General features: G+C 60.4%; 25 protein-coding genes. 24 read left to right on the forward strand and 1 reads right to left on the reverse strand.

What is annotated here, in order from left to right; translation table 11 throughout:
• The first annotated feature begins 4 nt into the window (after nucleotides 1–4).
• From fliH to flhB, 15 genes are all read left to right on the forward strand, one after another.
• Nucleotides 5–802 (forward strand): flagellar assembly protein FliH, encoded by a 798-nt coding sequence (fliH, locus tag AC1Q6D_RS16910; protein WP_103402476.1) that lies wholly within the window; start codon nucleotides 5–7, stop codon nucleotides 800–802.
• Nucleotides 792–2,150, forward strand: coding sequence for a flagellar protein export ATPase FliI (gene fliI, locus AC1Q6D_RS16915; RefSeq protein ID WP_103402477.1), 1,359 nt, complete (start codon nucleotides 792–794; stop codon nucleotides 2,148–2,150). The genes fliH and fliI overlap by 11 nt, the downstream gene beginning before the upstream one ends.
• 6 nt (nucleotides 2,151–2,156) lie before the next feature.
• The gene (gene fliJ, locus AC1Q6D_RS16920) at nucleotides 2,157–2,606 is read left to right on the forward strand and encodes a flagellar export protein FliJ (protein WP_103402478.1); all 450 of its coding nucleotides are present in this window, start codon (nucleotides 2,157–2,159) and stop codon (nucleotides 2,604–2,606) included.
• A gap of 116 nt (nucleotides 2,607–2,722) precedes the next feature.
• Entirely contained in the window at nucleotides 2,723–3,031 is a 309-nt protein-coding gene (locus tag AC1Q6D_RS16925; RefSeq protein WP_103402479.1) for an STAS domain-containing protein, read from the forward strand.
• 5 nt (nucleotides 3,032–3,036) lie between these two features.
• On the forward strand, nucleotides 3,037–4,743 hold the full coding sequence (locus tag AC1Q6D_RS16930) for an ATP-binding SpoIIE family protein phosphatase (protein WP_103402732.1): 1,707 nt from the start codon (nucleotides 3,037–3,039) through the stop codon (nucleotides 4,741–4,743).
• 30 nt (nucleotides 4,744–4,773) lie between these two features.
• Nucleotides 4,774–5,139 carry an Hpt domain-containing protein gene (locus AC1Q6D_RS16935; RefSeq protein ID WP_103402480.1) on the forward strand — a complete coding sequence of 122 codons (366 nt, stop codon included), beginning with the start codon at nucleotides 4,774–4,776 and terminating at the stop codon, nucleotides 5,137–5,139.
• An 89-nt stretch (nucleotides 5,140–5,228) separates the two neighbouring features.
• Nucleotides 5,229–6,599 (forward strand): flagellar hook-length control protein FliK, encoded by a 1,371-nt coding sequence (locus AC1Q6D_RS16940; RefSeq protein ID WP_103402481.1) that lies wholly within the window; start codon nucleotides 5,229–5,231, stop codon nucleotides 6,597–6,599.
• A gap of 196 nt (nucleotides 6,600–6,795) precedes the next feature.
• A complete protein-coding gene (gene fliL, locus AC1Q6D_RS16945) occupies nucleotides 6,796–7,296 on the forward strand; it encodes a flagellar basal body-associated protein FliL (protein WP_103402482.1) in 501 nt (166 codons plus the stop codon).
• A 9-nt stretch (nucleotides 7,297–7,305) separates the two neighbouring features.
• Nucleotides 7,306–8,274 (forward strand): flagellar motor switch protein FliM, encoded by a 969-nt coding sequence (gene fliM, locus AC1Q6D_RS16950; RefSeq protein WP_047531984.1) that lies wholly within the window; start codon nucleotides 7,306–7,308, stop codon nucleotides 8,272–8,274.
• A 69-nt stretch (nucleotides 8,275–8,343) separates the two neighbouring features.
• Nucleotides 8,344–8,802: a flagellar motor switch protein FliN gene (gene fliN, locus AC1Q6D_RS16955; RefSeq protein ID WP_103402483.1), complete on the forward strand. Its 459-nt coding sequence runs from the start codon at nucleotides 8,344–8,346 to the stop codon at nucleotides 8,800–8,802.
• The gene (gene fliO, locus AC1Q6D_RS16960; protein WP_103402484.1) at nucleotides 8,803–9,249 is read left to right on the forward strand and encodes a flagellar biosynthetic protein FliO; all 447 of its coding nucleotides are present in this window, start codon (nucleotides 8,803–8,805) and stop codon (nucleotides 9,247–9,249) included.
• Nucleotides 9,249–10,007, forward strand: a complete 759-nt coding sequence (gene fliP / locus AC1Q6D_RS16965) for a flagellar type III secretion system pore protein FliP (RefSeq protein WP_103402485.1) — start codon at nucleotides 9,249–9,251, stop codon at nucleotides 10,005–10,007. The genes fliO and fliP overlap by 1 nt, the downstream gene beginning before the upstream one ends.
• The gene (fliQ, locus tag AC1Q6D_RS16970; RefSeq protein WP_103402486.1) at nucleotides 10,004–10,273 is read left to right on the forward strand and encodes a flagellar biosynthesis protein FliQ; all 270 of its coding nucleotides are present in this window, start codon (nucleotides 10,004–10,006) and stop codon (nucleotides 10,271–10,273) included. The genes fliP and fliQ overlap by 4 nt, the downstream gene beginning before the upstream one ends.
• Before the next feature lie 3 nt (nucleotides 10,274–10,276).
• Nucleotides 10,277–11,059 (forward strand): flagellar biosynthetic protein FliR, encoded by a 783-nt coding sequence (fliR, locus tag AC1Q6D_RS16975; protein WP_103402487.1) that lies wholly within the window; start codon nucleotides 10,277–10,279, stop codon nucleotides 11,057–11,059.
• 3 nt (nucleotides 11,060–11,062) lie between these two features.
• Nucleotides 11,063–12,202 (forward strand): flagellar biosynthesis protein FlhB, encoded by a 1,140-nt coding sequence (gene flhB, locus AC1Q6D_RS16980; protein WP_103402488.1) that lies wholly within the window; start codon nucleotides 11,063–11,065, stop codon nucleotides 12,200–12,202.
• Nucleotides 12,203–12,205: 3 nt separating this feature from the next.
• On the opposite strand, the gene AC1Q6D_RS16985 is transcribed toward flhB, so the two are convergent.
• The gene (locus AC1Q6D_RS16985) at nucleotides 12,206–12,766 is read right to left on the reverse strand and encodes a cytochrome b (RefSeq protein ID WP_103402489.1); all 561 of its coding nucleotides are present in this window, start codon (nucleotides 12,764–12,766) and stop codon (nucleotides 12,206–12,208) included.
• Between the two features lie 275 nt (nucleotides 12,767–13,041).
• Here AC1Q6D_RS16985 and flhA point away from each other — a divergent pair, with 275 nt between their 5' ends.
• The 9 genes from flhA to AC1Q6D_RS17030 all read left to right on the forward strand — a co-directional run bounded on the left by flhA (nucleotide 13,042) and on the right by AC1Q6D_RS17030 (nucleotide 23,794).
• Entirely contained in the window at nucleotides 13,042–15,171 is a 2,130-nt protein-coding gene (gene flhA, locus AC1Q6D_RS16990; RefSeq protein WP_103402490.1) for a flagellar biosynthesis protein FlhA, read from the forward strand.
• A gap of 11 nt (nucleotides 15,172–15,182) precedes the next feature.
• Nucleotides 15,183–16,511 carry a flagellar biosynthesis GTPase FlhF gene (flhF, locus tag AC1Q6D_RS16995; protein WP_047531967.1) on the forward strand — a complete coding sequence of 443 codons (1,329 nt, stop codon included), beginning with the start codon at nucleotides 15,183–15,185 and terminating at the stop codon, nucleotides 16,509–16,511.
• Between the two features lie 116 nt (nucleotides 16,512–16,627).
• A complete protein-coding gene (gene fleN, locus AC1Q6D_RS17000; protein WP_008001746.1) occupies nucleotides 16,628–17,458 on the forward strand; it encodes a flagellar synthesis regulator FleN in 831 nt (276 codons plus the stop codon).
• Nucleotides 17,455–18,195 (forward strand): RNA polymerase sigma factor FliA, encoded by a 741-nt coding sequence (fliA, locus tag AC1Q6D_RS17005; protein WP_047531963.1) that lies wholly within the window; start codon nucleotides 17,455–17,457, stop codon nucleotides 18,193–18,195. Before fleN ends, fliA begins: the two co-directional genes overlap by 4 nt.
• 165 nt (nucleotides 18,196–18,360) lie before the next feature.
• Nucleotides 18,361–18,732 carry a chemotaxis response regulator CheY gene (locus AC1Q6D_RS17010; RefSeq protein WP_003183998.1) on the forward strand — a complete coding sequence of 124 codons (372 nt, stop codon included), beginning with the start codon at nucleotides 18,361–18,363 and terminating at the stop codon, nucleotides 18,730–18,732.
• A 19-nt stretch (nucleotides 18,733–18,751) separates the two neighbouring features.
• On the forward strand, nucleotides 18,752–19,540 hold the full coding sequence (locus tag AC1Q6D_RS17015) for a protein phosphatase CheZ (RefSeq protein ID WP_103402491.1): 789 nt from the start codon (nucleotides 18,752–18,754) through the stop codon (nucleotides 19,538–19,540).
• A 54-nt stretch (nucleotides 19,541–19,594) separates the two neighbouring features.
• Entirely contained in the window at nucleotides 19,595–21,877 is a 2,283-nt protein-coding gene (locus AC1Q6D_RS17020) for a chemotaxis protein CheA (RefSeq protein ID WP_103402492.1), read from the forward strand.
• A 49-nt stretch (nucleotides 21,878–21,926) separates the two neighbouring features.
• The gene (locus AC1Q6D_RS17025; protein WP_103402493.1) at nucleotides 21,927–23,054 is read left to right on the forward strand and encodes a protein-glutamate methylesterase/protein-glutamine glutaminase; all 1,128 of its coding nucleotides are present in this window, start codon (nucleotides 21,927–21,929) and stop codon (nucleotides 23,052–23,054) included.
• Nucleotides 23,054–23,794: a flagellar motor protein gene (locus AC1Q6D_RS17030; RefSeq protein WP_090464116.1), complete on the forward strand. Its 741-nt coding sequence runs from the start codon at nucleotides 23,054–23,056 to the stop codon at nucleotides 23,792–23,794. The genes AC1Q6D_RS17025 and AC1Q6D_RS17030 overlap by 1 nt, the downstream gene beginning before the upstream one ends.
• Nucleotides 23,795–23,804: the final 10 nt, after the last annotated feature.

Below are 23,804 nucleotides of genomic sequence, written 5' to 3' on the forward strand. Positions count from 1 at the left end.
CACCATGGCCAAGCATGATGAGTCGCCCACTGACCTGATCCGGGCCAGGGATGTCAGTGGTTTCGATACCTGGGCGCTGCCCAGCTTCGACCCGCCTGCACCCGAGCCTGAGCCGGAACCCGAACCCGAACCGCCGGAAATGGAAGAAGTGCCGCTGGAAGAAGTCCAGCCACTGACCCTCGAAGAGCTCGAAAGCATTCGTCAGGAAGCCTACAACGAAGGCTTCGCCACCGGTGAGCGAGAGGGATTCCATAGCACCACGCTGCGGGTTCGTCAGGAAGCCGAAGTGGCGCTGGCGGCGAAGATTGCCGGTCTGGAACAACTGATGGCGCATCTGTTCGAGCCTATTGCCGAACAGGACACACAGATCGAAAAGTCTTTGGTCGACCTCGTCCAGCACATCACAAAACAAGTGATTCAGCGCGAACTGACCATCGATTCGACGCAGATTGAACACGTCATGCGCGAGGCCCTCAAGCTCCTGCCGCTGGGCGTCGGCAATGTGCGGCTGTACATCAATCCGCAAGATTTCGAGCAGGTCAAAGCCCTGCGCGAGCGTCATGAGGAAACCTGGCGCATCGTTGAAGACGAAGCATTGCTGCCGGGCGGTTGCCGGGTCGAGACGGAACACAGCCGCATCGATGCCACGATCGAAACCCGCGTTGCACGGGTGATGGACAAGCTGTTGGATCAACTGCACGAACAGGCCCTGCACCCGGCCGCCCCTGACCTGAGCCTGGAACTGCCGGTCGAAGCCAAGCCGGCCATTGCGCCAGCGCCGGACGTTCCCGATGCGCCTTGATCGCACCAGTTTCGCCAGGCGCCTGGGCAGTTATGCCGAGGCCACGGAACTGGCCGGCGCACCGATCCTGGAAGGGCGCTTGCTGCGCATGGTCGGTTTGACCCTTGAAGCCGAAGGCTTGCGCGCCGCCATGGGCAGCCGTTGCATGGTCATCAACGACGACAGCTATCACCCGGTACAGGTCGAAGCCGAAGTCATGGGCTTCTCCGGCAGCAAAGTCTTTCTGATGCCGGTCGGCAGCGTCGCCGGCATTGCGCCCGGCGCCCGGGTTGTTCCCCTGGCGGATGCCGGTCGCCTGCCGATGGGCATGAGCATGCTCGGGCGAGTACTCGATGGTGCCGGGCGTGCGCTGGACGGCAAGGGCGGGATGAAAGCCGAGGACTGGGTGCCGATGGACGGCCCGACCATCAACCCGCTCAAGCGCGAACCGATCAGCGAGCCGCTGGATGTCGGCATTCGCTGCATCAACGGTATGTTGACGGTCGGTCGCGGTCAGCGGCTCGGGCTGTTCGCCGGTACCGGCGTCGGTAAATCCGTTTTGCTGGGCATGATGACCCGCTTCACCGAGGCCGACATTATCGTCGTCGGGCTGATCGGTGAGCGGGGTCGTGAAGTGAAGGAGTTCATCGAGCACATCCTCGGTGAGGAGGGGCTCAAGCGTTCGGTGGTGGTGGCGTCGCCAGCGGACGATGCGCCACTGATGCGTCTGCGCGCAGCCATGTATTGCACGCGAATTGCCGAATATTTCCGTGACAAGGGCAAGAACGTCCTGTTGCTGATGGATTCGCTGACCCGTTTCGCCCAGGCCCAGCGGGAAATTGCCCTGGCCATCGGCGAACCGCCGGCGACCAAGGGTTATCCGCCCTCGGTGTTCGCCAAGTTGCCGAAACTGGTGGAACGGGCCGGTAACGCCGAGAAGGGCGGTGGTTCGATCACCGCGTTCTACACCGTACTGTCCGAAGGCGACGATCAGCAGGACCCGATTGCCGACTCGGCGCGAGGCGTGCTCGATGGCCACATTGTGCTTTCCCGGCGCTTGGCCGAAGAGGGGCATTACCCGGCGATCGACATCGAGGCGTCCATCAGCCGGGTCATGCCGGCGGTGGTGTCGCCGGAGCACATGGCCCGTGCGCAGTATTTCAAACAGTTGTGGTCGCGCTATCAACAGAGTCGCGATTTGATCAGCGTCGGTGCCTATGTTGCCGGTGGTGATCGCGAGACCGATCTGGCGATTTCCCTGCAGCCACGGTTGGTCACATACCTGCGCCAGGGCCTCAACGACAACGTCAGCCTGGGCGAAAGCGAAGCCTATCTAGCCTCGATCTTCGCGCCTGCGGCGGGCGGTTAACCGGTCATGGCCCAGACCCGGGCAGGGCGCCTGGCCCCCGTGGTGGGCATGGCCGAAAAGGCCGAGAAAACCGCAGCCCAGCGTCTTGGGCACTTTCAGGGGCAGGTGCGTCTGGCGGAAAGCAAACTCGCCGACCTCGAAGCCTTTCGTCTCGATTATCAAGAACAATGGATCGTGCGCGGCAGTGGCGGCGTGTCGGGCCAATGGCTGCTGGGCTATCAAGGCTTTCTGGCGCAACTGGGCACGGCCATCGATCAGCAGCGCCAAAGCCTGGCCTGGCACCAGAACAACCTGAACAAGGCCCGGGAAACCTGGCAGCAGGCATTTGCTCGGGTCGAAGGTTTGCGCAAACTGGTGCAACGCTACGCGGATGAAGCGCGGGTGCTCGAAGACAAGCGCGAACAAAAGCTGCTGGATGAGTTGTCCCAGCGCTTGCCGCGCCAGGATGCGTATTGAAAAGATGAGCCGCGATGGCGATCTGATGGACGGCAACTTTTTCCGGCCTTGCCCCAACCTTTACCAAATGCTAAACCTTGTACAAGCAGGTTCCCCAATGACAAGGAAGCCATGACATGTCAGTTGTTACAGAAATCTCTGCGGATGGACAAAAGCTGACGATATCGGTCAAGGGACGATTCGATTTCGCCAAGCATCAGGAATTTCGTGAATCCTATGACCTCGCCGATCGCGCCATGCCGAGTTCCGTTGTCGTCGACCTCAAAGAAGCGACTTATCTCGACAGTTCGGCACTGGGGATGTTGTTGCTGCTTAGGGATCATGCCGGTGGCGAAAACTCCGATATTCGCGTCGTCAACAGCAGTTCCGATGTGAAGAAAATCCTCGCGATTTCCAATTTCGACAAACTGTTCGACATCAGTTGAACGCCGTGCAGCCTGCACTCGAATCGCTGACGATTCTGATTGCCGAAGACAGCGCGGCAGATCGCATGCTGTTGTCGAGCATCGTTCGTCGCCAGGGGCATCAGGTGCTGACCGCGGCCAACGGTGCCGAAGCGGTCGAAGTCTTTCGCCTGCAATGTCCGCAACTGGTGTTGATGGACGTGATGATGCCTGTGATGGATGGCTTCGAAGCCGCCCGGCAGATCAAGGCGCTGGCCGGGGAAACCCTGGTGCCCATCATCTTCCTGACGTCATTGTCCGAAAGCGAAGCCCTGGCCCGTTGCCTGGAAGTGGGCGGCGACGACTTTCTGGCAAAGCCTTACAACCAGGTGATTCTCTCGGCCAAGATCAAGGCGATGGACCGATTGCGACGATTGCAGGCCACCGTGCTGCAACAGCGCGATCAGATCGCCCGGCACCACGAGTATTTGCTCAACGAGCAGCGGGTGGCGAAGGCCGTGTTCGACAAGGTGGCCCATTCTGGCTGCCTCAACGCCCCTAATATCCGTTACCTGCAATCGCCCTATGCGCTGTTCAACGGCGATCTGTTACTGGCCGCGTTCACCCCGGCGGGTGACATGCATGTGCTGCTTGGCGATTTCACCGGCCACGGTTTGCCGGCTGCCGTCGGTGCGATGCCCCTGGCTGAAGTCTTTTACGGCATGACCGCCAAGGGCTATGGCCTGGCGGAAACCTTGCGCGAGATGAATGCCAAGCTCAAACGCATCCTGCCGGTGGACATGTTCTGCTGCGCAACGCTGCTGTGCCTGAGTGTTCAGCGACGTTCGGTGGAGGTCTGGAATGGCGGCATGCCGGACGGCTACCTGCACAGCATGGCCACTGGCGAACGAACGCCCCTGACTGCCCGCCATTTGCCCCTCGGCGTGCTGAGTCCGCAAGCGTTTGATGATCGCACTGAAGTGTTTCCGATGGCGCTCGGGGATCGGGTATTCCTGCTCTCCGACGGTGTGATCGACACCTGCGATGCCAACGAACAGCTGTTTGGCGTGCAGCGACTGCAAGAGGTGTTTGCGCTCAATCGTCAGCCGGATGCACTGTTCGAAGAGATCGAGCGGGCGCTGCGGGACTTTGGCGGCGAAGCGCGCGACGACGTGAGCATGGTCGAAATCAGCCTGTTGGAGCCCGCGCGGCTGAATCCGCCCGCCGTGGTCTACTCCGACAGCGGTCAATCCTGCCCGCTGGACTGGTCGGTGAGTTTCGAATTTCGTGCCGCCACCCTCAAGCGCTTCAACCCGTTGCCCTATTTGCTGCAATTGCTGCTGGAGGTTCACGGTCTGCGGGCACAAAGCGGGGCGCTCTACAGCGTGCTGGCCGAGTTGTATTCCAATGCGCTGGAGCATGGTGTGCTTGGCCTGGATTCAGGCCTCAAGCGCGATGCTTCGGGTTTTACCCGCTACTACCAACAGCGCAATGTGCGCCTGGATGAGTTGCAGGACGGTTTTGTCCGGGTGCATTTGCAGGTCACGCCAGAGGGCGAGGGCGGTTGCCTGGCGATTTGCGTCGAAGACAGCGGCAAGGGATTTGATGTCGAGCGGGTGCTGGAACGTCCCCTGGATCCTGTCCGTCTGTCGGGACGCGGAATCAGTCTGATCCGCCAGTTGGGGCGCAATGCCAGCTGGTCCGACGATGGTCGTAGTGCCCGCGTGGAGTTTTACTGGGAGGCTCTGGCATAATCCGCGCATTCTTGATCAAGGAGTGAGCAAGTGGCAGATAAACATCTCGACCCGGACGTGCTTAGCGCGTTGCAAGAGGTCATGGAGGGCGAGTATCCGATCCTGGTGGATACCTTTCTCGCAGATTCCGAACAGCGCTTGCAGCTGCTGAAACAGGCCGCCAACGCTACGCAGTTCCTTGAGACGGCCCACAGCTTCAAGGGCAGCAGCAGCAACATGGGCGCGATTCGCCTGGCTGGCCTGTGTCATGAGCTGGAGCTGAAGGCTCAAGGTAAAAATCTTTCAGGCGCTGAGGCGCTTGTCGCGGAAATCGATCGCGAATTCGCGTTCGTTCGACCGCTCTATGAGGAGGAGCGACGGCGTTCGCTCTCCGCCAGTTTGATCATTCGGCGCTAGTAACGGCGCCGTTTGAACAAAACTGGCGCGACCCTTGCAGTAATCTCCCCCAACTGTACCTACGATCCCAGTGCAGCGGAGACCGTTTCATGCCCGTTACCCCCAATTCACTTCTTCAGGCCGCCGCGCAGGCCAAGACTCAAGCTGCCGCCAATTCCACGGCGCCAACCGCTGAGCCCGGGGACAAGGCCTCCAGCTTCGCGCAGGTCTATGCCAAGCAAGCCGAGAACAAACCCGTTGCAACGGCAGACGGACCGGCCAAGCCGGCACGCGAAACAGCTCCCGACAACGCCGGAAAAAAAGACATCACCGGCGATAAATCTGCCGCCCCGGAACCGACGGTTGCCGATAGCGGCAAAACCTTGCCCGCCGATAAACCGGCGCAGGGCGGTGACAAGGTCGCCAGCGATAATGCTTCGGATGCCGCGCAGACCCTGGCTGCCGATACAGCGCCAGTAGACCCGGCGCTCGATCCGGCCATGATGCAGGCCGTGCAGCCGGTGGTGACCGCCCCTGTGCCGACAACGCCGCCAGTGGCTGAAACTGTACAGCCATCGGTTGAAGCGCCAGTCGCCGCAGCGGTCACAGCGCCAGCGACAACGACAACTGCGGCCGCCGCGACCACGCCCCCCGATTTTGATCCCCAAGCCGATCCCCTTGACGCGTTACCGGCTGTTCGCATGGCGATGGAGCAGAGCGGCCACGTTTCCGCATCCAGTCAGGCGCAGCCGAAAGCGGCATCGACCTCCGCACAGGCGCAGGCTGATGGAGAGCCGACCTCGGCACAGAGTTTTGCCGCCGGCATGGCGAGCATGCTTGAAGTGCAAGCCGACAAGGACAGCACCAGCCAGGGTGGGGACAAGGCGTTCAGTGGCCTGATCGATGACGGTCTAAAGGATCTCAAATCCGCCAGCAGCGACACTCGGGTTGATGATTTCGCCAACCGTCTGGCGGCGTTGACTCAGGCCGCCACGCCGAAAACCGCCAACGCATTGCCCGTGAACCAGCCGATCGCGATGCATCAGAGTGGCTGGACCGACGAAGTGGTCAATCGTGTCATGTACCTGTCGAGTGCCAATCTGAAGGCGGCTGACATTCAGTTGCAGCCGGCGGAACTGGGGCGCCTCGACATTCGGGTCAACATGGTGCCGGATCAACAGACCCAGGTGACGTTCATGAGCGCTCATCCGGCTGTTCGCGAAGCGCTCGACGGGCAGATGCATCGGTTACGCGACATGTTCGCGCAGCAGGGCATGGGGCAGGTCGATGTCAACGTGTCCGATCAGTCCCGTGGATCGCAGCAAGGACAGGATCAGGCCCATCAAGGGCAGAGTGGGCGTACCAGTGCCAGTGGTGGCCGCCTCGACTCCGTGGATGACGATATCGCCTCGAGCGTGGCTGAAGTGGCTGCGACAACGACCAGCGTGATCGGCTCCAGTGCCGTCGACTACTACGCCTGATTAACCGCAAAACCCTTGCAGGAGCGAGCTCGCTCCGGGTGGCGTTCCGACGATGGGCGTCAACGATAACGCGCCAGACCCCGCGTCCGGCGACGTTCCCGGTTTTTTCGCGAGCAGGCTCGCTCCTACATGGCATAACACTTGCTCTTGCCTTGCCGTGCGACTGTGAAAACCCGAATAGTGACGGATTATTGGCATGGCGAAGAGCGACGCAGCAGTAAAAGACCCCGCAACCAAAGGCAAACTCAAGCTGATTATCTTGATCGTGGTGGCCCTGCTGCTGGCGATCGGCTTGTCCGTGGGGGCGACCTGGTACTTCATGCACAGTAACCAGAGCAAGCCTGTTGCCGTGGCTGAAACCGCCCCGGTCGGCAAGCAGCCCGCGATTTTCGAATCCATGGCGCCGGCGTTCGTGGCCAACTTCAACCAGAACGGCCGTCAACGCTACATGCAGGTGAGCATCACCATGCTGGCCCGCAACCAGGCTGATCTGGATGCGCTCAAGGTTCACATGCCGGTGATCCGCAATAACCTGGTCATGCTGTTCTCCGGGCAAGACTTCGCCACGCTCGCGTCGCCGGTCGGCCAGGAAATGTTGCGCCAGAAGGCCACGGCCAGCGTCCAGGAAGTGGCGCAGAAAGAACTTGGCAAAGTGGTCGTCGAACAGTTGCTTTTCACTAATTTCGTACTGCAGTAGGAACACGACATGGCCGTGCAAGACCTGCTGTCCCAGGATGAGATCGACGCGCTGTTGCATGGCGTCGACGATGGTCTGGTACAGACCGATACCGTTGCCGAACCCGGCAGCGTCAAAAGCTATGACCTGACCAGCCAGGATCGCATCGTCCGTGGACGCATGCCGACCCTGGAAATGATCAACGAGCGTTTCGCCCGCTACACACGCATCAGCATGTTCAACATGCTGCGCCGCTCGGCAGACGTGGCGGTCGGTGGCGTGCAGGTGATGAAATTCGGCGAATACGTGCACTCGCTGTACGTGCCGACCAGTCTCAACCTGGTCAAGATCAAGCCGCTGCGCGGTACGGCGCTGTTCATCCTCGACGCCAAACTGGTGTTCAAGCTGGTGGACAACTTCTTTGGTGGGGACGGCCGTCACGCGAAGATCGAAGGTCGTGAATTCACCCCGACCGAGCTGCGTGTCGTGCGCATGGTGCTGGAACAGGCCTTCGTCGATCTGAAGGAGGCCTGGCAGGCGATCATGGAAGTGAACTTCGAGTACATCAACTCGGAAGTGAACCCGGCCATGGCCAACATCGTCGGTCCGAGCGAAGCCATTGTGGTCTCGACCTTCCACATCGAACTCGATGGCGGTGGCGGTGACCTGCACGTGACCATGCCGTACTCGATGATCGAGCCGGTGCGCGAAATGCTCGACGCCGGTTTCCAGTCGGACCTCGACGATCAGGACGAGCGTTGGGTCAATGCATTGCGCCAGGACGTCATGGATGTCGACGTGCCAATCGGCGCCACGGTTGCCCGTCGCCAGCTGCGCCTGCGCGACATCCTGCACATGCAGCCGGGGGACGTGATCCCGGTGGAAATGCCGGAAGAGATGATCATGCGCGCCAACGGTGTGCCGGCCTTCAAGGTCAAGATGGGTTCGCACAAAGGCAACCTCGCGTTGCAGGTGATCGAGCCGATCGAACGCCGCTGACAGGCGCCCTAAACATTCGCTTTTAACTGACGGCTTCCAATCGAATGGTTGCCTGCCGAGGAACACGAGATGGCAAACGACATGAATACCCAGGACGACCAGGCGCTGGCGGACGAATGGGCTGCGGCCCTGGAAGAAACCGGTGATGCCGGGCAGGACGACATCGATGCCTTGCTGGCCGCCGATGCGGCCAGTTCGTCATCCAATCGCTTGCCCATGGAAGAGTTCGGCAGCTCGCCGAAAAGCAACGAGCCGGTCAGTCTCGAGGGTCCGAACCTGGACGTGATTCTCGACATTCCGGTGTCGATCTCCATGGAAGTCGGCAGCACCGACATCAACATCCGCAACCTGCTGCAGCTCAACCAGGGTTCGGTGATCGAGCTCGATCGTCTGGCCGGTGAGCCTCTGGACGTGTTGGTCAACGGCACGCTGATTGCCCACGGCGAAGTGGTGGTGGTCAACGAGAAGTTCGGCATCCGCCTGACCGACGTGATCAGCCCAAGCGAACGCATCAAGAAGCTGCGCTGAGTGAAAAGGCTTCTGGGGTTTGTGCTGGCGTTGCCGCTCAGCGTGCTGGCGGCCGAACCGGTGGCGACGGTTGCGAACGCCGCTGCCGTACCCGCGGTCGGCAGCGGTGTGGCCGGGCAATTGACGCAACTGGTATTCGGCTTGCTGCTGGTGCTGGGGCTGATTTTTTTCCTCGCCTGGCTGTTGCGTCGGGTCCAGCAGGCTGGACCGGCCGGCAAGGGGCAGGTGATCGAACTGATCGGTTCCCGTGCCCTGGGCCCGCGTGACCGTTTGATGCTGGTGCAAGTCGGCAACGAGCAGATTCTTCTGGGTCTGAGCCCTGGCACCATCACGGCGTTGCATGTGCTCAAGGAGCCGGTGCAGGTGCCCAATACCGAGTCGACGACCCCCGAGTTTGCCCAGCGCCTGATGGAGCTGTTGGGCAAGGATCAGAAGGATAAGAAGTAATGGGTGCGTTACGCATCGTCTTGACGCTGGCGCTGATGCTGGCCACGCCGCTGGCGTTCGCCGCCGATCCGCTATCGATCCCGGCGATTACCCTGGGCACCAATGCCCAGGGCGCGCAGGAGTACTCGGTCAGCCTGCAGATCCTGCTGATCATGACCGCGCTGAGTTTCATCCCGGCGTTCGTCATGCTGATGACCAGTTTCACCCGGATCATCATCGTCTTTTCGATCCTGCGTCAGGCCCTGGGCCTGCAGCAGACGCCGTCGAACCAGATCCTCACGGGCATGGCGCTGTTCCTGACCTTGTTCATCATGGCGCCGGTGTTCGATCGCGTTAACCAGGATGCCTTGCAACCGTACCTGGCAGAGAAACTCACCGCCCAGGATGCCGTGGCCAAGGCCCAGGTGCCGATCAAGGACTTCATGCTCGCCCAGACCCGTACCAGCGATCTGGAGCTGTTCATGCGCCTGTCCAAGCGCACCGACATTGCCACGCCTGATCAGGCGCCACTGACCATCCTGGTGCCGGCATTCGTGACGTCGGAGCTCAAAACCGCGTTTCAGATCGGCTTCATGATCTTCATTCCGTTCCTGATCATCGACCTGGTCGTGGCCAGTGTGCTGATGGCGATGGGTATGATGATGCTGTCGCCTCTGATCATTTCCCTGCCGTTCAAAATCATGCTGTTTGTACTGGTCGATGGCTGGGCGTTGATCATCGGCACCCTGGCCAGCAGTTTTGGCGGTGTGTCGCCATGACGCCTGAAGTCGCCGTCGATATCTTCCGCGAAGCGCTCTGGTTGACCACCATGATGGTGGCCGTGCTGGTCATCCCCAGTTTGCTGGTGGGTCTGTTGGTGGCGATGTTCCAGGCCGCCACCCAGATCAACGAACAGACCCTGAGCTTTTTGCCGCGTCTGTTGGTGATGCTGGTGACGCTGATCGTTGCTGGTCCGTGGTTGGTGCAGACCTTCATGGAGTACATCCAGCAGTTGTACGGCAGCATTCCGCAGGTCATCGGTTAAACCATGTCGCTGCTCGCATTGACCGACACCCAGATCAGTACCTGGGTGGCGGCATTCATGTTGCCGCTGTTTCGCGTGGGGTCGCTGCTGATGGTCATGCCGGTTTTCGGCACGACCCTGGTGCCCCGGCGGGTACGCCTGTATTTCGCCGTGGCGATCACCGTGGTCATCGCGCCGGGCCTGCCCCCCATGCCGCCGGTGCATGCGCTGGACCTGAGCGGGTTGCTGCTGATCGCCGAGCAGATCCTCATCGGTGCGGTAATGGGCTTCTCGTTGCAGTTGTTCTTCCAGGCCTTCGTCGTGGCGGGGCAAATCGTCGCCATTCAGATGGGCATGGGTTTCGCGTCCATGGTCGACCCCACCAACGGTGTGTCGGTGGCGGTGATCGGGCAATTCTTCACCATGCTGGTGACGCTGTTGTTCCTCTCGATGAACGGCCATCTGGTGGTGTTCGAGGTGCTCACTGAAAGCTTCACCACGCTGCCGGTCGGTAGTGGCTTGACGGTCAATCATTACTGGGAGCTGGCCGGCAAGCTCGGCTGGGTGCTGGGTGCGGCGCTGCTGCTGGTGTTGCCGGCGATCACGGCGTTGCTGGTGATCAACATCGCCTTTGGCGTGATGACCCGGGCGGCGCCGCAATTGAACATTTTCTCCATAGGTTTTCCACTGACGCTGGTGCTCGGGCTGTTTATCGTCTGGGTCGGGCTGGCGGACATACTCAACCAGTATCAACCGATGGCCTCCGAGGCCTTGCAGTTTTTACGCGAACTGGCACAGGCGCGCTGAGTCATGGCAGAGAGCGAAAGCGGTCAGGACAAAACAGAAGACCCCACGGAGAAAAAGAAAAAGGATGCCCGGGAGAAGGGCGAGATTGCCCGCTCCAAGGAGCTCAACACCCTGGCCATCATGCTCGTCGGTGCCAGTGCGCTGCTGATTTTCGGCGGGGTCATGGCGCAAGACATGATGGAGCTGATGCGCCTGAATTTCTCGCTGCCGCGGGAAGTGATTCTGGATCAGCGATCCATGGCCACCTACCTCATGCATTCAGGGAAAATCGCGCTATGGTCGATTCAACCCTTCATGATTGCGATGGTGCTGGCGGCGATTATCGGACCGATTTCACTCGGTGGCTGGTTGTTCGCCGCGGGTTCCATGGCGCCCAAATTCAGTCGCATGAACCCCGGTCCGGGTCTCAAGCGCATGTTTTCCGCCAAGGCGCTGGTGGAGCTGCTCAAGGCCCTGGCCAAGTTCATCATCGTCCTGTTCGTGGCCCTGGCGGTGTTGACCTCCGACATCGACGACTTGTTGCGCATCGCCCATGAACCGCTGGAAATGGCGATCATCCACAGTCTGCAAGTGGTGGGCTGGAGCACCTTGTGGATGGCTTGCGGGCTGATCATCATCGCCGCCGTGGATGTCCCGGTACAGCTTTGGGAAAGCCACAAGAAGCTGCTGATGACCAAGCAGGAAATCCGCGACGAACACAAGGATCAGGAAGGGCGCCCAGAGGTCAAACAGCGGATTCGCCAGCTGCAGCGCGATATGTCCCAGCGGCGGATGATGGCGGCAATTCCCCAGGCGGACGTGGTCATCACCAACCCGACCCACTACGCCGTGGCGCTCAAATACGATCCGGACAAGGGCGGGGCGCCGATGCTGATCGCCAAGGGCAGCGACTTCCTGGCCCTGAAAATCCGGGAAATCGCGGCGGCCAACGAGATCCTTTTGCTGGAATCGCCGGCATTGGCGCGGTCGATTTATTACTCCACCGAGCTTGAGCAGGAAATTCCGGGTGGGCTCTATCTGGCCGTCGCGCAGGTGCTGGCTTACGTTTATCAGATTCGCCAGTACCGGGCAGGCAAGGGCAAGCGGCCTGATCCGCTCAAGGATGATCTGCCGATTCCGCCGGATTTGCGGCGCGACGCCTGATTTTCAACGTTGCGTTTTGGTTTTTGGCAGCATTGCAGCGAGGATGTTGTCCTTGTCGATAAATTGGTGCTTCAACGCAATCAAGATATGCCCGCCGACCAGTGCGCCACAGAACCACGAGGTCCAGGTATGAGTGTATTTGGCCAGGTCGTAGAGATCGGGATCGGGATTCACCAGTGAAGGCAGAGTAAACAGGCCCGCCACCAGGATGGGTTTGTCCGCAACCGAGCTCCAGTACCAGCCCGAAAGGGGCAGGGCGATCAAGGCTATTGCGTAGAGCAAAGCATGTCCGATCATTGCGCCGCGTTTCATCAGTGCAGACATGCTGTGCGGCAAGGCAGGCGGTTGGTGCATCAGTCGCCACGCAACGCGCATGACAATCGCAAAGAGCAATGTACTGGCCAGCGCCTTGTGCAAAAAGGTGAGCCCGTGTTGAGGGTTCAGCTCATCACGCCAGTGCGTGGCCAAAATACCCATCGCCCAACTGATCATCCAGACCAGCGCCATGCCCCAGTGCAACCCCTTGGCGGTGCGGGTGTATTCAGTATTCTTGATGTCCTGCATTGCCGTTTCCTTCCTGTTTCAAGGCCTTATCGATATTCGTTGCCGGGCCGCAGTTTGCAGGGGCTGCATTAACCGGGGGTTAGTCGTCGCACCGATGGTTGCGCAAGAAGTGTTGCCAAAGCGCAAACCCGTGAGCACGTCCGTCCAGGCCATCCATATCCCCCTGAAAAAAACATCTGTTTCTCCCTTCGCAAAAGTTGGAAGGCTTCTTGCAGTAGCCGCTCTGCGCCCGCTTCAGGCGTCAAAAGTTTGCTTTAAAGGAACGGGGAAAACCGGTGGATCGCTCTCAGTTAATCAACAGTGCCCGCAGCAATATCGCTGACCTCAGTCGAGGCAATCTGGGTGTGCCGTTGTTGCTGCTGGTCATGCTGGCGATGATGATGTTGCCGGTGCCGCCGTTCCTGCTCGACGTGTTCTTCACTTTCAACATTGCCCTGTCGATCGTCGTGCTGCTGGTGTGCGTGTACGCCTTGCGGCCGCTGGATTTCGCGGTGTTCCCGACCATTCTGCTGGTGGCGACGTTGTTGCGGCTGGCGTTGAACGTGGCCTCCACGCGGGTGGTGATGCTCCATGGTCAGGACGGCCACGCCGCTGCCGGTAAGGTGATCCAGGCTTTCGGTGAGGTGGTGATCGGCGGTAACTACGTGGTCGGTATCGTGGTGTTTGCGATTCTGATGATCATCAACTTCGTCGTTGTGACCAAGGGTGCCGGACGCATCTCCGAGGTCAGCGCGCGTTTCACCCTGGACGCGATGCCCGGTAAACAGATGGCCATCGACGCCGACCTCAACGCCGGCCTGATCGATCAGAATCAAGCCAAGCTGCGCCGGATGGAAGTGGCCCAGGAAGCCGAGTTCTACGGTTCCATGGACGGTGCCAGCAAGTTTGTTCGCGGTGACGCCATTGCCGGCCTGCTGATTCTGTTTATCAACCTGATCGGCGGCATGGCGGTCGGGATCTTCCAGCACAACATGAACTTTGCCGATGCCGGCAAGGTGTACGCGCTGTTGACCATCGGTGACGGTTTGGTGGCGCAATTGCCATCACTGTTGTTGTCGACCGCTGCTGCGATCATGGTGACCCGTGCTTCCGGTTCGGAAGACATGGGCAAGCAGATCAATCGCCAGATGTTCGCCTCGCCCAAGGCGCTGGCGGTGGCCGCTGGCTTGATGGCGGTCATGGGCCTGGTGCCCGGCATGCCGCATTTCTCGTTCCTGAGCATGGCAGCCCTGGCGGCAGGCGGCGCCTACCTGTTCTGGAAGAAGCAGAACGTGGCCAAGGTCCAGGCGCTGCAAGAGGTCAAGCGTCAGCAAGAACTGTTGCCTTCGCCGGCTCGCGCCCAGGAAACCAAGGAACTGGGTTGGGACGATGTGACGCCTATCGACATGATCGGCCTGGAAGTGGGTTATCGCCTGATTCCGCTGGTGGACCGAAACCAGGGTGGCCAGTTGCTCGCGCGAATCAAGGGCGTGCGCAAGAAGCTCTCTCAGGACCTCGGGTTCCTGATGCCCACCGTGCATATACGTGACAACCTCGACCTGGCACCCAGTGCCTATCGCTTGACCCTCATGGGGGTGATCCTGGCCGAGGCGGAGATTTACCCGGAGCGCGAGTTGGCGATTAACCCGGGGCAGGTCTACGGGACGCTCAATGGCATCACCGCCAAAGATCCGGCTTTTGGCCTGGAGGCGGTCTGGATCGAAATGAGCCAGCGTGCACAGGCGCAATCGCTCGGCTATACCGTGGTCGATGCCAGTACAGTAGTGGCAACCCACTTGAACCAGATTTTGTACAAGCATTCGAGCGAGCTGATCGGCCACGAAGAAGTGCAGCAACTCATGCAGTTGCTGGCCAAAAGCTCGCCAAAACTGGCAGAAGAGCTGGTGCCGGGCGTGGTTTCGCTGTCGCAGTTGCTCAAGGTGCTGCAGGCGCTGTTGGCCGAGCAGGTGCCGGTGCGGGACATCCGCAGCATCGCCGAAGCCATCGCGAACAATGCCGCCAAGAGTCAAGATACTGCCGCCTTGGTGGCCGCCGTGCGCGTCGGCGTATCCCGCGCCATCGTCCAAAGCATTGTAGGCACTGAGTCGGAGCTACCGGTTATCACTCTGGAGCCAAGGTTGGAACAAATATTGCTCAATAGTCTGCAGAAGGCAGGGCAAGGCTCGGAAGAGGGCGTTCTGCTGGAGCCAAGCATGGCTGAGAAGCTGCAGCGCTCGTTGATCGATGCGGCGCAGCGTCAAGAGATGCAAGGTCAACCGGTGATTCTGCTGGTCGCTGGTCCGGTTCGCGCGATGCTTTCGCGATTTGGCCGGCTGGCAGTCCCGGGTTTGCACGTGTTGGCTTACCAGGAAATCCCTGACAACAAGCAAGTGACCATCGTTGCGACAGTAGGGCCCAACGGCTGAGGTAGTGGTTTATGCAAGTTAAGCGTTTTTTCGCCGCCGATATGCGTCAGGCCATGAAGCTGGTTCGTGATGAGCTGGGCGCCGACGCCGCCATCATTGGCAACCGCCGTATCGCCGGTGGTGTCGAACTCACGGCTGCCCTGGATTACAAGCTGTCGGCGCTGGCCCCGCGTGTGCCGAACATGGAGCTTGAGGACGAGCTGCGCAAGACGCAATCGCGGATCGTCACCGCCCAGGCTGAATTGAGCCTGCGAGGCGATGGCGAGAGCGACATTGGCACCAATCGTCAATTGTTCGCCGGCTTGCCGTTGACCGCTGCCGAGCCGTTGATCGAACCGACGTATGCCGAACCCCGTCGTCCTGCACCCGCTGCAGCGCCAGCGTCGAGCGGTGTGGACCCGCGGGCATTGGACTCCATGCGTTTCGAACTCAACAGCTTGCGTGAGCTGATGGAAGTACAGCTCGGCTCCCTGGCCTGGAACCAGCTGCAAGGCAGTCGTCCGGATCAGGCGAACCTGTGGCGCCGTTTGCAGCGCATCGGCCTGTCCGGCCCGTTGTCACGGGATCTGCTGGCGCTGATCACCGATATCGACGAACCCCGTCAGGCCTGGCGCATGCTGCTGGCGCACCTGGCGCGGATGATCGCTACGCCGGAAATGGAGCCGCTGGAAGAGGGCGGCGTGATTGCCATGGTCGGCCCCGCCGGCATGGGCAAGACCACCACCCTGGCCAAGCTGGCCGCCCGTTACGTGCTCAAGTACGGCCCGCAGAACATCGCGCTGGTGAGCATGGACAGCTTCCGCATCGGTGCCCAGGAGCAGCTCAAGACCCTTGGTCGGATTCTCAATGTGTCGGTGACCCATGTCGATCCGGGGCAATCGCTGGTGCAGGCGCTGGATCCATTGCTGCGCAAGCGCGTGGTGCTGATCGATACCGCCGGCCTGCAGGCCAGTGATCCGGCCCTGCGCATGCAGCTCGAAAGCCTGGCCGGTCGGGGCATCAAATCGAAAAATTATCTGGTTCTGGCAACCACCAGCCAGAAACAGGTTCTAACCGCCGCTTATCACAGTTACAAGCGCTGCGGGCTCGCCGGCTGCATCCTGACTAAACTGGATGAAACGGCCAGTCTGGGCGAGGTGTTGAGCCTGGCCATCAGTCATGAACTGCCGGTGGCCTACCTGACCGATGGCCCGCGGATTCCGGATGATTTGCATCTGCCGCGTCGTCATCAGTTGGTCAGTCGCGCCGTTAGCGTGCAAATGCAGGAAGAACCCAGCGAAGAAGCCATGGCTGACATGTTCGCTGACATCTACCACAGTCCGACCAAGCAGGTTGGCTGAGGTAAAAATGAATAGTTTTTGTACCTACATCGATGGTCTGCCATGCATTGTTCCGGTTGAGAACGCGCAGCCAGTAATGTGGCCTCCGTCTATGCAAGACAAGGTAAAGAAATAACATGGGCAGCATGCATCCCGTACAGGTGATCGCGGTGACCGGCGGCAAAGGTGGCGTCGGGAAGACTAACGTGTCAGTGAACTTGTCCCTGGCTTTAGCTGAGCTTGGCCGTCGCGTCATGCTGCTGGACGCCGACCTGGGGCTGGCGAACGTCGACGTTCTCCTGGGCCTGACACCCAAACGTACCCTGGCCGACGTAATCGAAGGCCGCTGCGAGCTGCGTGACGTCCTGTTGCAGGGGCCGGGCGGCATCCGCATCGTGCCGGCCGCGTCCGGCACCCAGAGCATGGTTCATCTGAGTCCGGCGCAACACGCCGGCCTGATCCAGGCCTTCAGCGACATCGGCGACAACCTCGACGTACTGGTGATCGACACCGCTGCGGGCATTGGTGACTCGGTAGTCAGTTTTGTCCGCGCGGCGCAGGAAGTCTTGCTGGTGGTCTGCGATGAGCCGACTTCGATCACCGACGCCTACGCCTTGATCAAATTGCTCAACCGCGATTACGGCATGAACCGTTTCCGGGTCCTGGCCAACATGGCGCAGAGCCCGCAGGAAGGCCGCAATCTGTTCGCCAAACTGACCAAGGTCACGGATCGCTTTCTTGACGTCGCCCTGCAATATGTCGGTGCCGTGCCTTACGACGAAAGCGTACGCAAGGCGGTACAGAAGCAACGTGCCGTCTACGAAGCGTTCCCGCGCTCCAAGTGCTCGCTGGCGTTCAAGGCTATCGCCCAGAAAGTCGACACCTGGCCGCTGCCTGCCAACCCGCGTGGACACCTGGAGTTTTTCGTTGAGCGCCTTGTGCAACAAACGGCAGGACCCGTGCTATGACCGCCAGCGGTTACAACCTTTACAAGAAGTCGGCACGTGACGCGCAGTACGAGTTGATCGAGCGTTACGCGCCACTGGTTAAACGCATTGCCTACCATTTGCTGGCGCGTCTGCCGGCCAGTGTCCAGGTCGAAGACCTGATCCAGGCCGGGATGATCGGCCTGCTGGAAGTGTCGGCCAAATACGACGCCAGCAAAGGCGCGAGTTTCGAAACGTACGCGGGCATACGAATCCGCGGCGCCATGCTCGATGAAGTGCGCAAGGGGGACTGGGCGCCTCGTTCGGTTCACCGCAACACGCGCATGGTCAGCGACGCAATTCGCTCGATTGAAGCTAAAACCGGCCGTGACGCTAAAGATCACGAAGTTGCGGCCGAACTCCAATTGAGTCTCGATGATTATTACGGGATTTTGAACGACACCCTGGGCAGCCGGTTGTTCAGCTTCGACGATCTGTTGCAGGACGGCGAACACGAAGGGCTGCACGAGGATGGCGCGAGTGCTCATCTCGAGCCGTCACGCGATCTGGAAGATGAACGCTTCCAGGCGGCGCTGGCGGATGCGATTGCCAATTTGCCGGAGCGCGAGCGACTGGTGTTGGCGCTGTACTACGACGAAGAGTTGAATCTCAAGGAAATCGGTGAGGTCCTGGGGGTTAGCGAATCTCGGGTCAGCCAGTTACACAGCCAGTGCGCGGCCCGCTTGCGGGGGCGTTTGGGAGAGTGGCGAGCGCGCTGAAGGCAGTGTGGGGGCACTGCGACGTGACTGGTGGGGTATTAACCGCGCCGGTCTCGATCCGTTGTACTCCAGACTGTCATTGAGTGCTTTGCCAGATTGATTGAAATGGCGCGTCCAGGTGCTGGGCGCGTTTTAGTCTGCTTGGAGGTCGAATTGGACAAGAACATGAAAATCCTCATCGTTGATGACTTCTCAACGATGCGGCGGATCATAAAAAACCTGTTGCGTGACCTTGGGTTCACCAACACGGTCGAGGCCGACGATGGCACTACTGCCATTCCGGTTCTCAACAGCGGGAGCATCGACTTTCTGGTGACGGACTGGAACATGCCTGGCATGACCGGTATTGATCTGCTGCGCCACGTGCGTGCCGATGAAAAACTCAAGCATCTGCCCGTGTTGATGGTGACCGCTGAAGCCAAGCGCGAGCAGATCATCGAAGCGGCCCAGGCGGGCGTTAACGGCTATGTGGTCAAACCCTTCACGGCCCAGGCGTTGAAAGAAAAAATCGAGAAGATTTTCGAACGCATTGGTTGAACTGCGCCACGGGGGAGCTATGGGACATAACGAATCATCGCAGGGCGATTTCGAATCGACCCTGAAAAAACACGCCGTCGAACTGGTCGCGAGCCTTGAAAAAGGCAGGTTCGGCGATGCTGTGCAATTGATCCATGAGCTCAACCAGACCCGTGACCGCGGCCTGTACCAGGAAGTGGGCAAGCTCACCCGCGAGCTGCATAGTGCGATCGTCAATTTCCAGATTGACCCGCACATGCCGCAAGCCGAGGAGGTGTCACAGATCACCGACGCCACCGAGCGTCTGGGGTATGTGGTCAAGCTGACCGAGGCCGCAGCCAACCGCACCATGGACCTGGTGGAAAGCGCCACGCCGCTGGTCAACAGCCTGGCTGATGAAGCCCAGGCCTTGAGCACGGACTGGGGGCGGTTCATGCGTCGCGAAGTCGGGGCTGAAGAGTTCCGCGAGCTGGCCCGGCGGGTCGACGGGTTCCTGTCGCGCAGCAGCGCAGACAACCGCGCGGTGTCGAGCAACCTGAACGACATCCTGCTTGCCCAGGATTACCAGGACCTCACTGGTCAGGTGATCAAGCGTGTGACCCTTCTGGTCACCGAAGTCGAAAGCAACCTGCTCAAGCTCGTGCTCATGGCCAGTCAGGTGGACCGCTTCGCCGGCATCGAACATGACCGTGAAGCGATGCTTGCAGAAAAAGATCCACAAAAACATCTCTCTCAGGGTGAAGGTCCGCAGATTCATGCCGATAAAAGAGAAGACGTTGTGTCCGGTCAGGACGATGTGGACGATTTGTTATCCAGCCTGGGATTTTAGCGTTTTAGAATTTTAGGTTTTTTGGGTTTTTAGACCTGTAGGAGCACCCCCTTAATGAGCTTCGGCGCCGATGAAGAGATCCTTCAGGATTTCCTGGTTGAGGCCGGCGAGATTCTAGAGCAACTGTCCGAGCAACTGGTCGAGCTGGAAAGCCGGCCGGATGATGCGGACTTGCTCAATGCAATTTTTCGCGGTTTTCACACTGTAAAAGGGGGCGCCGGCTTCCTTCAGCTCAATGAGCTGGTGGAGTGCTGTCACATCGCCGAGAACGTGTTCGACATCCTGCGCAAGGGCGAGCGTCGCGTTGACTCGGAATTGATGGACGTGGTTCTCGAAGCACTGGACGCGGTGAACGGCATGTTCGGCGAAGTCCGCGAGCGCAGTCCGATCACGGCGGCCACACCCGAATTGCTGGCGGCGCTGGCCCGTCTGGCCGAGCCGCAATCGGCTGACGAGGCGGCTCCCGCGCCTGTCGCCGAAGTGATGGAAGAGCCCGTTGCCGAAAGCGACTCGGGCGACATCACCGACAACGAATTCGAACAACTGCTGGACTCGCTGAATGCCGTCAAGGCCCAGGCTGAAGCGCCAGCTGCTGCTCCAGTACCGGACGGCGCTGCCGCCGCCAGTGACGAAATCACCGATGCCGAGTTCGAGTCGTTGCTCGATCAACTGCACGGTAAAGGTCAGTTCGCCGTCGATGTGGTGGCGACGCCTGCTGCGTCCACGGAACCGCAAGCCCCGAAAGAGGCGGGCGACAGCTCCGATATCACCGACGACGAATTCGAAGCCTTGCTCGATCAGTTGCACGGCAAGGGCAACTTTGCTGTCGATGCGCTGGAGTCGGCCATCGCTTCGGTACCGACGCCAGCAGCGCCAAACGCCGCGGCGGCGGGCAGTGATCTGATCAGCGATCACGAGTTCGAATCGCTGCTCGACGAATTGCACGGCAAAGGCAAGTTCACTGAAGTCGGTACTGCTACCGGCGCCAGTGCTTCGGTGGCGACGCCCGTGGCCAAGGCCGCGGCCCCGAAACCGGTGGCGAAGGCTAGCGAGCCCAAAGCCGAAGCACCGGCGTCAGCCGCTGCACCCGCGCCAGCCGCTGCCCCGGCTCCGGCCCGTGCCCCGGCCTCGGCCCCGGCCCCGGCGCACGAAAAGCCGGCCAGTGAAGCAGAGACAACCGTGCGGGTTGACACCGCACGTCTCGACGAAATCATGAACATGGTCGGCGAATTGGTGTTGGTGCGTAACCGCCTGGTTCGCCTGGGTGCCAACAGCGCCGATGAGGCCATGTCCAAGGCTGTGTCGAACCTCGATGTGGTCACCGCCGATCTGCAGACCGCGGTCATGAAGACCCGGATGCAACCGATCAAGAAAGTCTTCGGGCGCTTCCCGCGTCTGGTTCGCGACCTGGCTCGCCAGCTCAAGAAAGAAATCAACCTGGAGCTGGTCGGCGAAGAAACCGACCTCGACAAGAACCTCGTCGAGGCCCTGGCCGACCCGTTGGTCCACTTGGTACGCAACGCAGTCGACCACGGTATCGAGTCGCCGGAAGAACGCGAAGCCTCGGGCAAGGCCCGCGGTGGCAAGGTGATCCTGGCCGCGGAACAGGAAGGCGACCACATCCTGCTGTCGATCTCCGATGACGGCAAGGGCATGGACCCGAACGTCCTGCGTTCCATCGCGGTAAAACGCGGTGTGATGGACAAGGACGCGGCCGATCGCCTGAGCGACACCGAGTGCTACAACCTGATCTTCGCCCCGGGCTTCTCGACCAAGACCGAGATCTCCGACGTGTCGGGTCGTGGCGTGGGCATGGACGTGGTGAAAACCAAGATTTCCCAGCTCAACGGCTCGATCAACATCTACTCGGCCAAGGGCCAGGGTTCGAAGATCGTCATCAAGGTGCCATTGACCCTGGCGATCATGCCGACGCTGATGGTCATGCTCGGCAACCAGGCGTTCGCGTTCCCGCTGGTGAACGTCAACGAAATTTTCCACCTCGACCTGTCGACCACCAACGTCGTGGACGGCCAGGAAGTGGTGATCGTGCGGGACAAGGCGCTGCCGTTGTTCTACCTCAAACGCTGGCTGGTCAGCTCCGCCGCTCACGAAGAGCAGCGCGAGGGCCATGTGGTGATCCTTTCGGTGGGCACTCAGCGGATCGGCTTCGTCGTCGATCAACTGGTGGGCCAGGAAGAAGTGGTCATCAAGCCATTGGGCAAAATGCTCCAGGGAACCCCAGGCATGTCGGGCGCCACCATTACCGGTGACGGTCGCATCGCGCTGATTCTCGATGTTCCGAGCATGCTCAAGCGTTACGCCACGCGGCGTATTTGATTCTGATGGAGCGGGGCAACTGAGCCTCGCTCTGTCTAATGGAGTGTTTATGGCAGTCAAAGTCCTGGTGGTGGATGATTCGGGGTTTTTCCGCCGCCGCGTCTCGGAAATTCTTTCAGCGGATTCGAATATCCAGGTCGTCGGTACGGCGACCAACGGAAAAGAGGCGATCGATCAAGCGCTGGCCCTAAAGCCGGACGTGATCACCATGGACTACGAGATGCCGATGATGGACGGCATCACGGCCGTGCGGCACATCATGCAGCGCTGCCCGACCCCGGTCTTGATGTTTTCCTCGCTGACCCACGAAGGCGCCCGGGTCACCCTGGATGCCCTGGACGCCGGCGCGGTGGATTTCCTGCCGAAGAATTTTGAAGACATCTCGCGCAATCCCGAGAAGGTCAAGCAGCTGCTGTGCGAGAAGATTCTCAGCATCTCGCGCAGTAACCGACGTATCAGCACCTACACGGCACCGCCACCGGTCGCGGCCCCCGCCCCGACACCAGCGCCTTCGAGCGTTGGCAATTACGGCGGCAACGTGCCTGCGCGTCCGGCACCGGCTCCGATTCCGGCTCGTGCTGCGCACGCGCCTTCGTCGCCGGCGCCAAAACGCAAGGCCTACAAACTGGTCGCCATCGGCACCTCCACCGGCGGTCCGGTTGCGCTGCAACGGGTATTGACCCAGTTGCCGGCCAATTTCCCTGCACCGATCGTGCTGATCCAGCACATGCCCGCAGCCTTCACCAAGGCATTCGCCGAGCGTCTGGACAAGCTCTGCCGCATCAGCGTCAAGGAAGCCGAGGACGGCGATATCTTGCGTCCGGGCCTGGCGCTGCTGGCGCCGGGTGGCAAGCAAATGATGATCGATGGTCGTGGCGCGGTGAAAATCCTGCCGGGCGACGAGCGACTGAACTACAAGCCTTGCGTGGATATCACCTTCGGTTCCGCCGCCAAGTCCTACGGTGACAAAGTTCTGGCGGTCGTGTTGACCGGCATGGGCGCCGACGGTCGTGAAGGCGCGCGTCTGCTCAAGCAGGGCGGCAGTTCGATCTGGGCCCAGGATGAAGCCAGTTGCGTGATCTATGGCATGCCGATGGCCATCGTCAAAGCTGAACTCGCCGACGCGGTGTATAGCCTCGACGACATTGGCCGGCACTTGGTCGAGGCGTGTGTCTGATGGACGTTCTCAGCCTGATCGGGATCATTCTGGCGTTCGTTGCCATCATTGGTGGCAACTTCCTCGAAGGCGGTCACCTCGGTGCATTGGCCAACGGCCCGGCGGCGTTGATCGTACTCGGCGGGACCTTCGGCGCGGCGTTGCTGCAATCCCCGATGAGCGCCTTCAAGCGCGCCATACAGATTCTGGCGTGGATTCTGTTTCCGCCGCGCATCGATCTGGCCGGTGGCGTCGACCGTGTCGTCAACTGGAGCCTGACCGCGCGCAAGGAAGGCTTGCTCGGGCTGGAAGGCATGGCCGACACCGAACCTGACAACTACTCGCGCAAAGGCCTGCAACTGCTGGTCGACGGTGCCGAACCCGAGGCGATCCGCAGCATTCTGGAAGTCGATTTCTATACCCAGGAAAGCCGTGACATCGAAGCCGCCAAGGTCTTCGAAAGCATGGGCGGTTACGCACCCACCATCGGCATCATCGGTGCGGTGATGGGCCTGATTCATGTCATGGGCAATCTGGGTGATCCGTCGCAACTGGGCAGCGGAATCGCCGTGGCCTTCGTCGCCACCATCTATGGCGTGGCCAGTGCCAACCTGGTGCTGTTGCCGATTGCTGCGAAACTCAAGTCCATCGCGCTGCGTCAATCGCGTTATCGCGAAATGCTGCTGGAAGGCATCCTGTCGATCGCCGAAGGTGAGAACCCTCGCTCCATTGAGTTGAAGCTTCAGGGCTTCATGGATTGATGGGGGTAAT

This window comes from Pseudomonas sp. MT92, assembly GCF_058792515.1.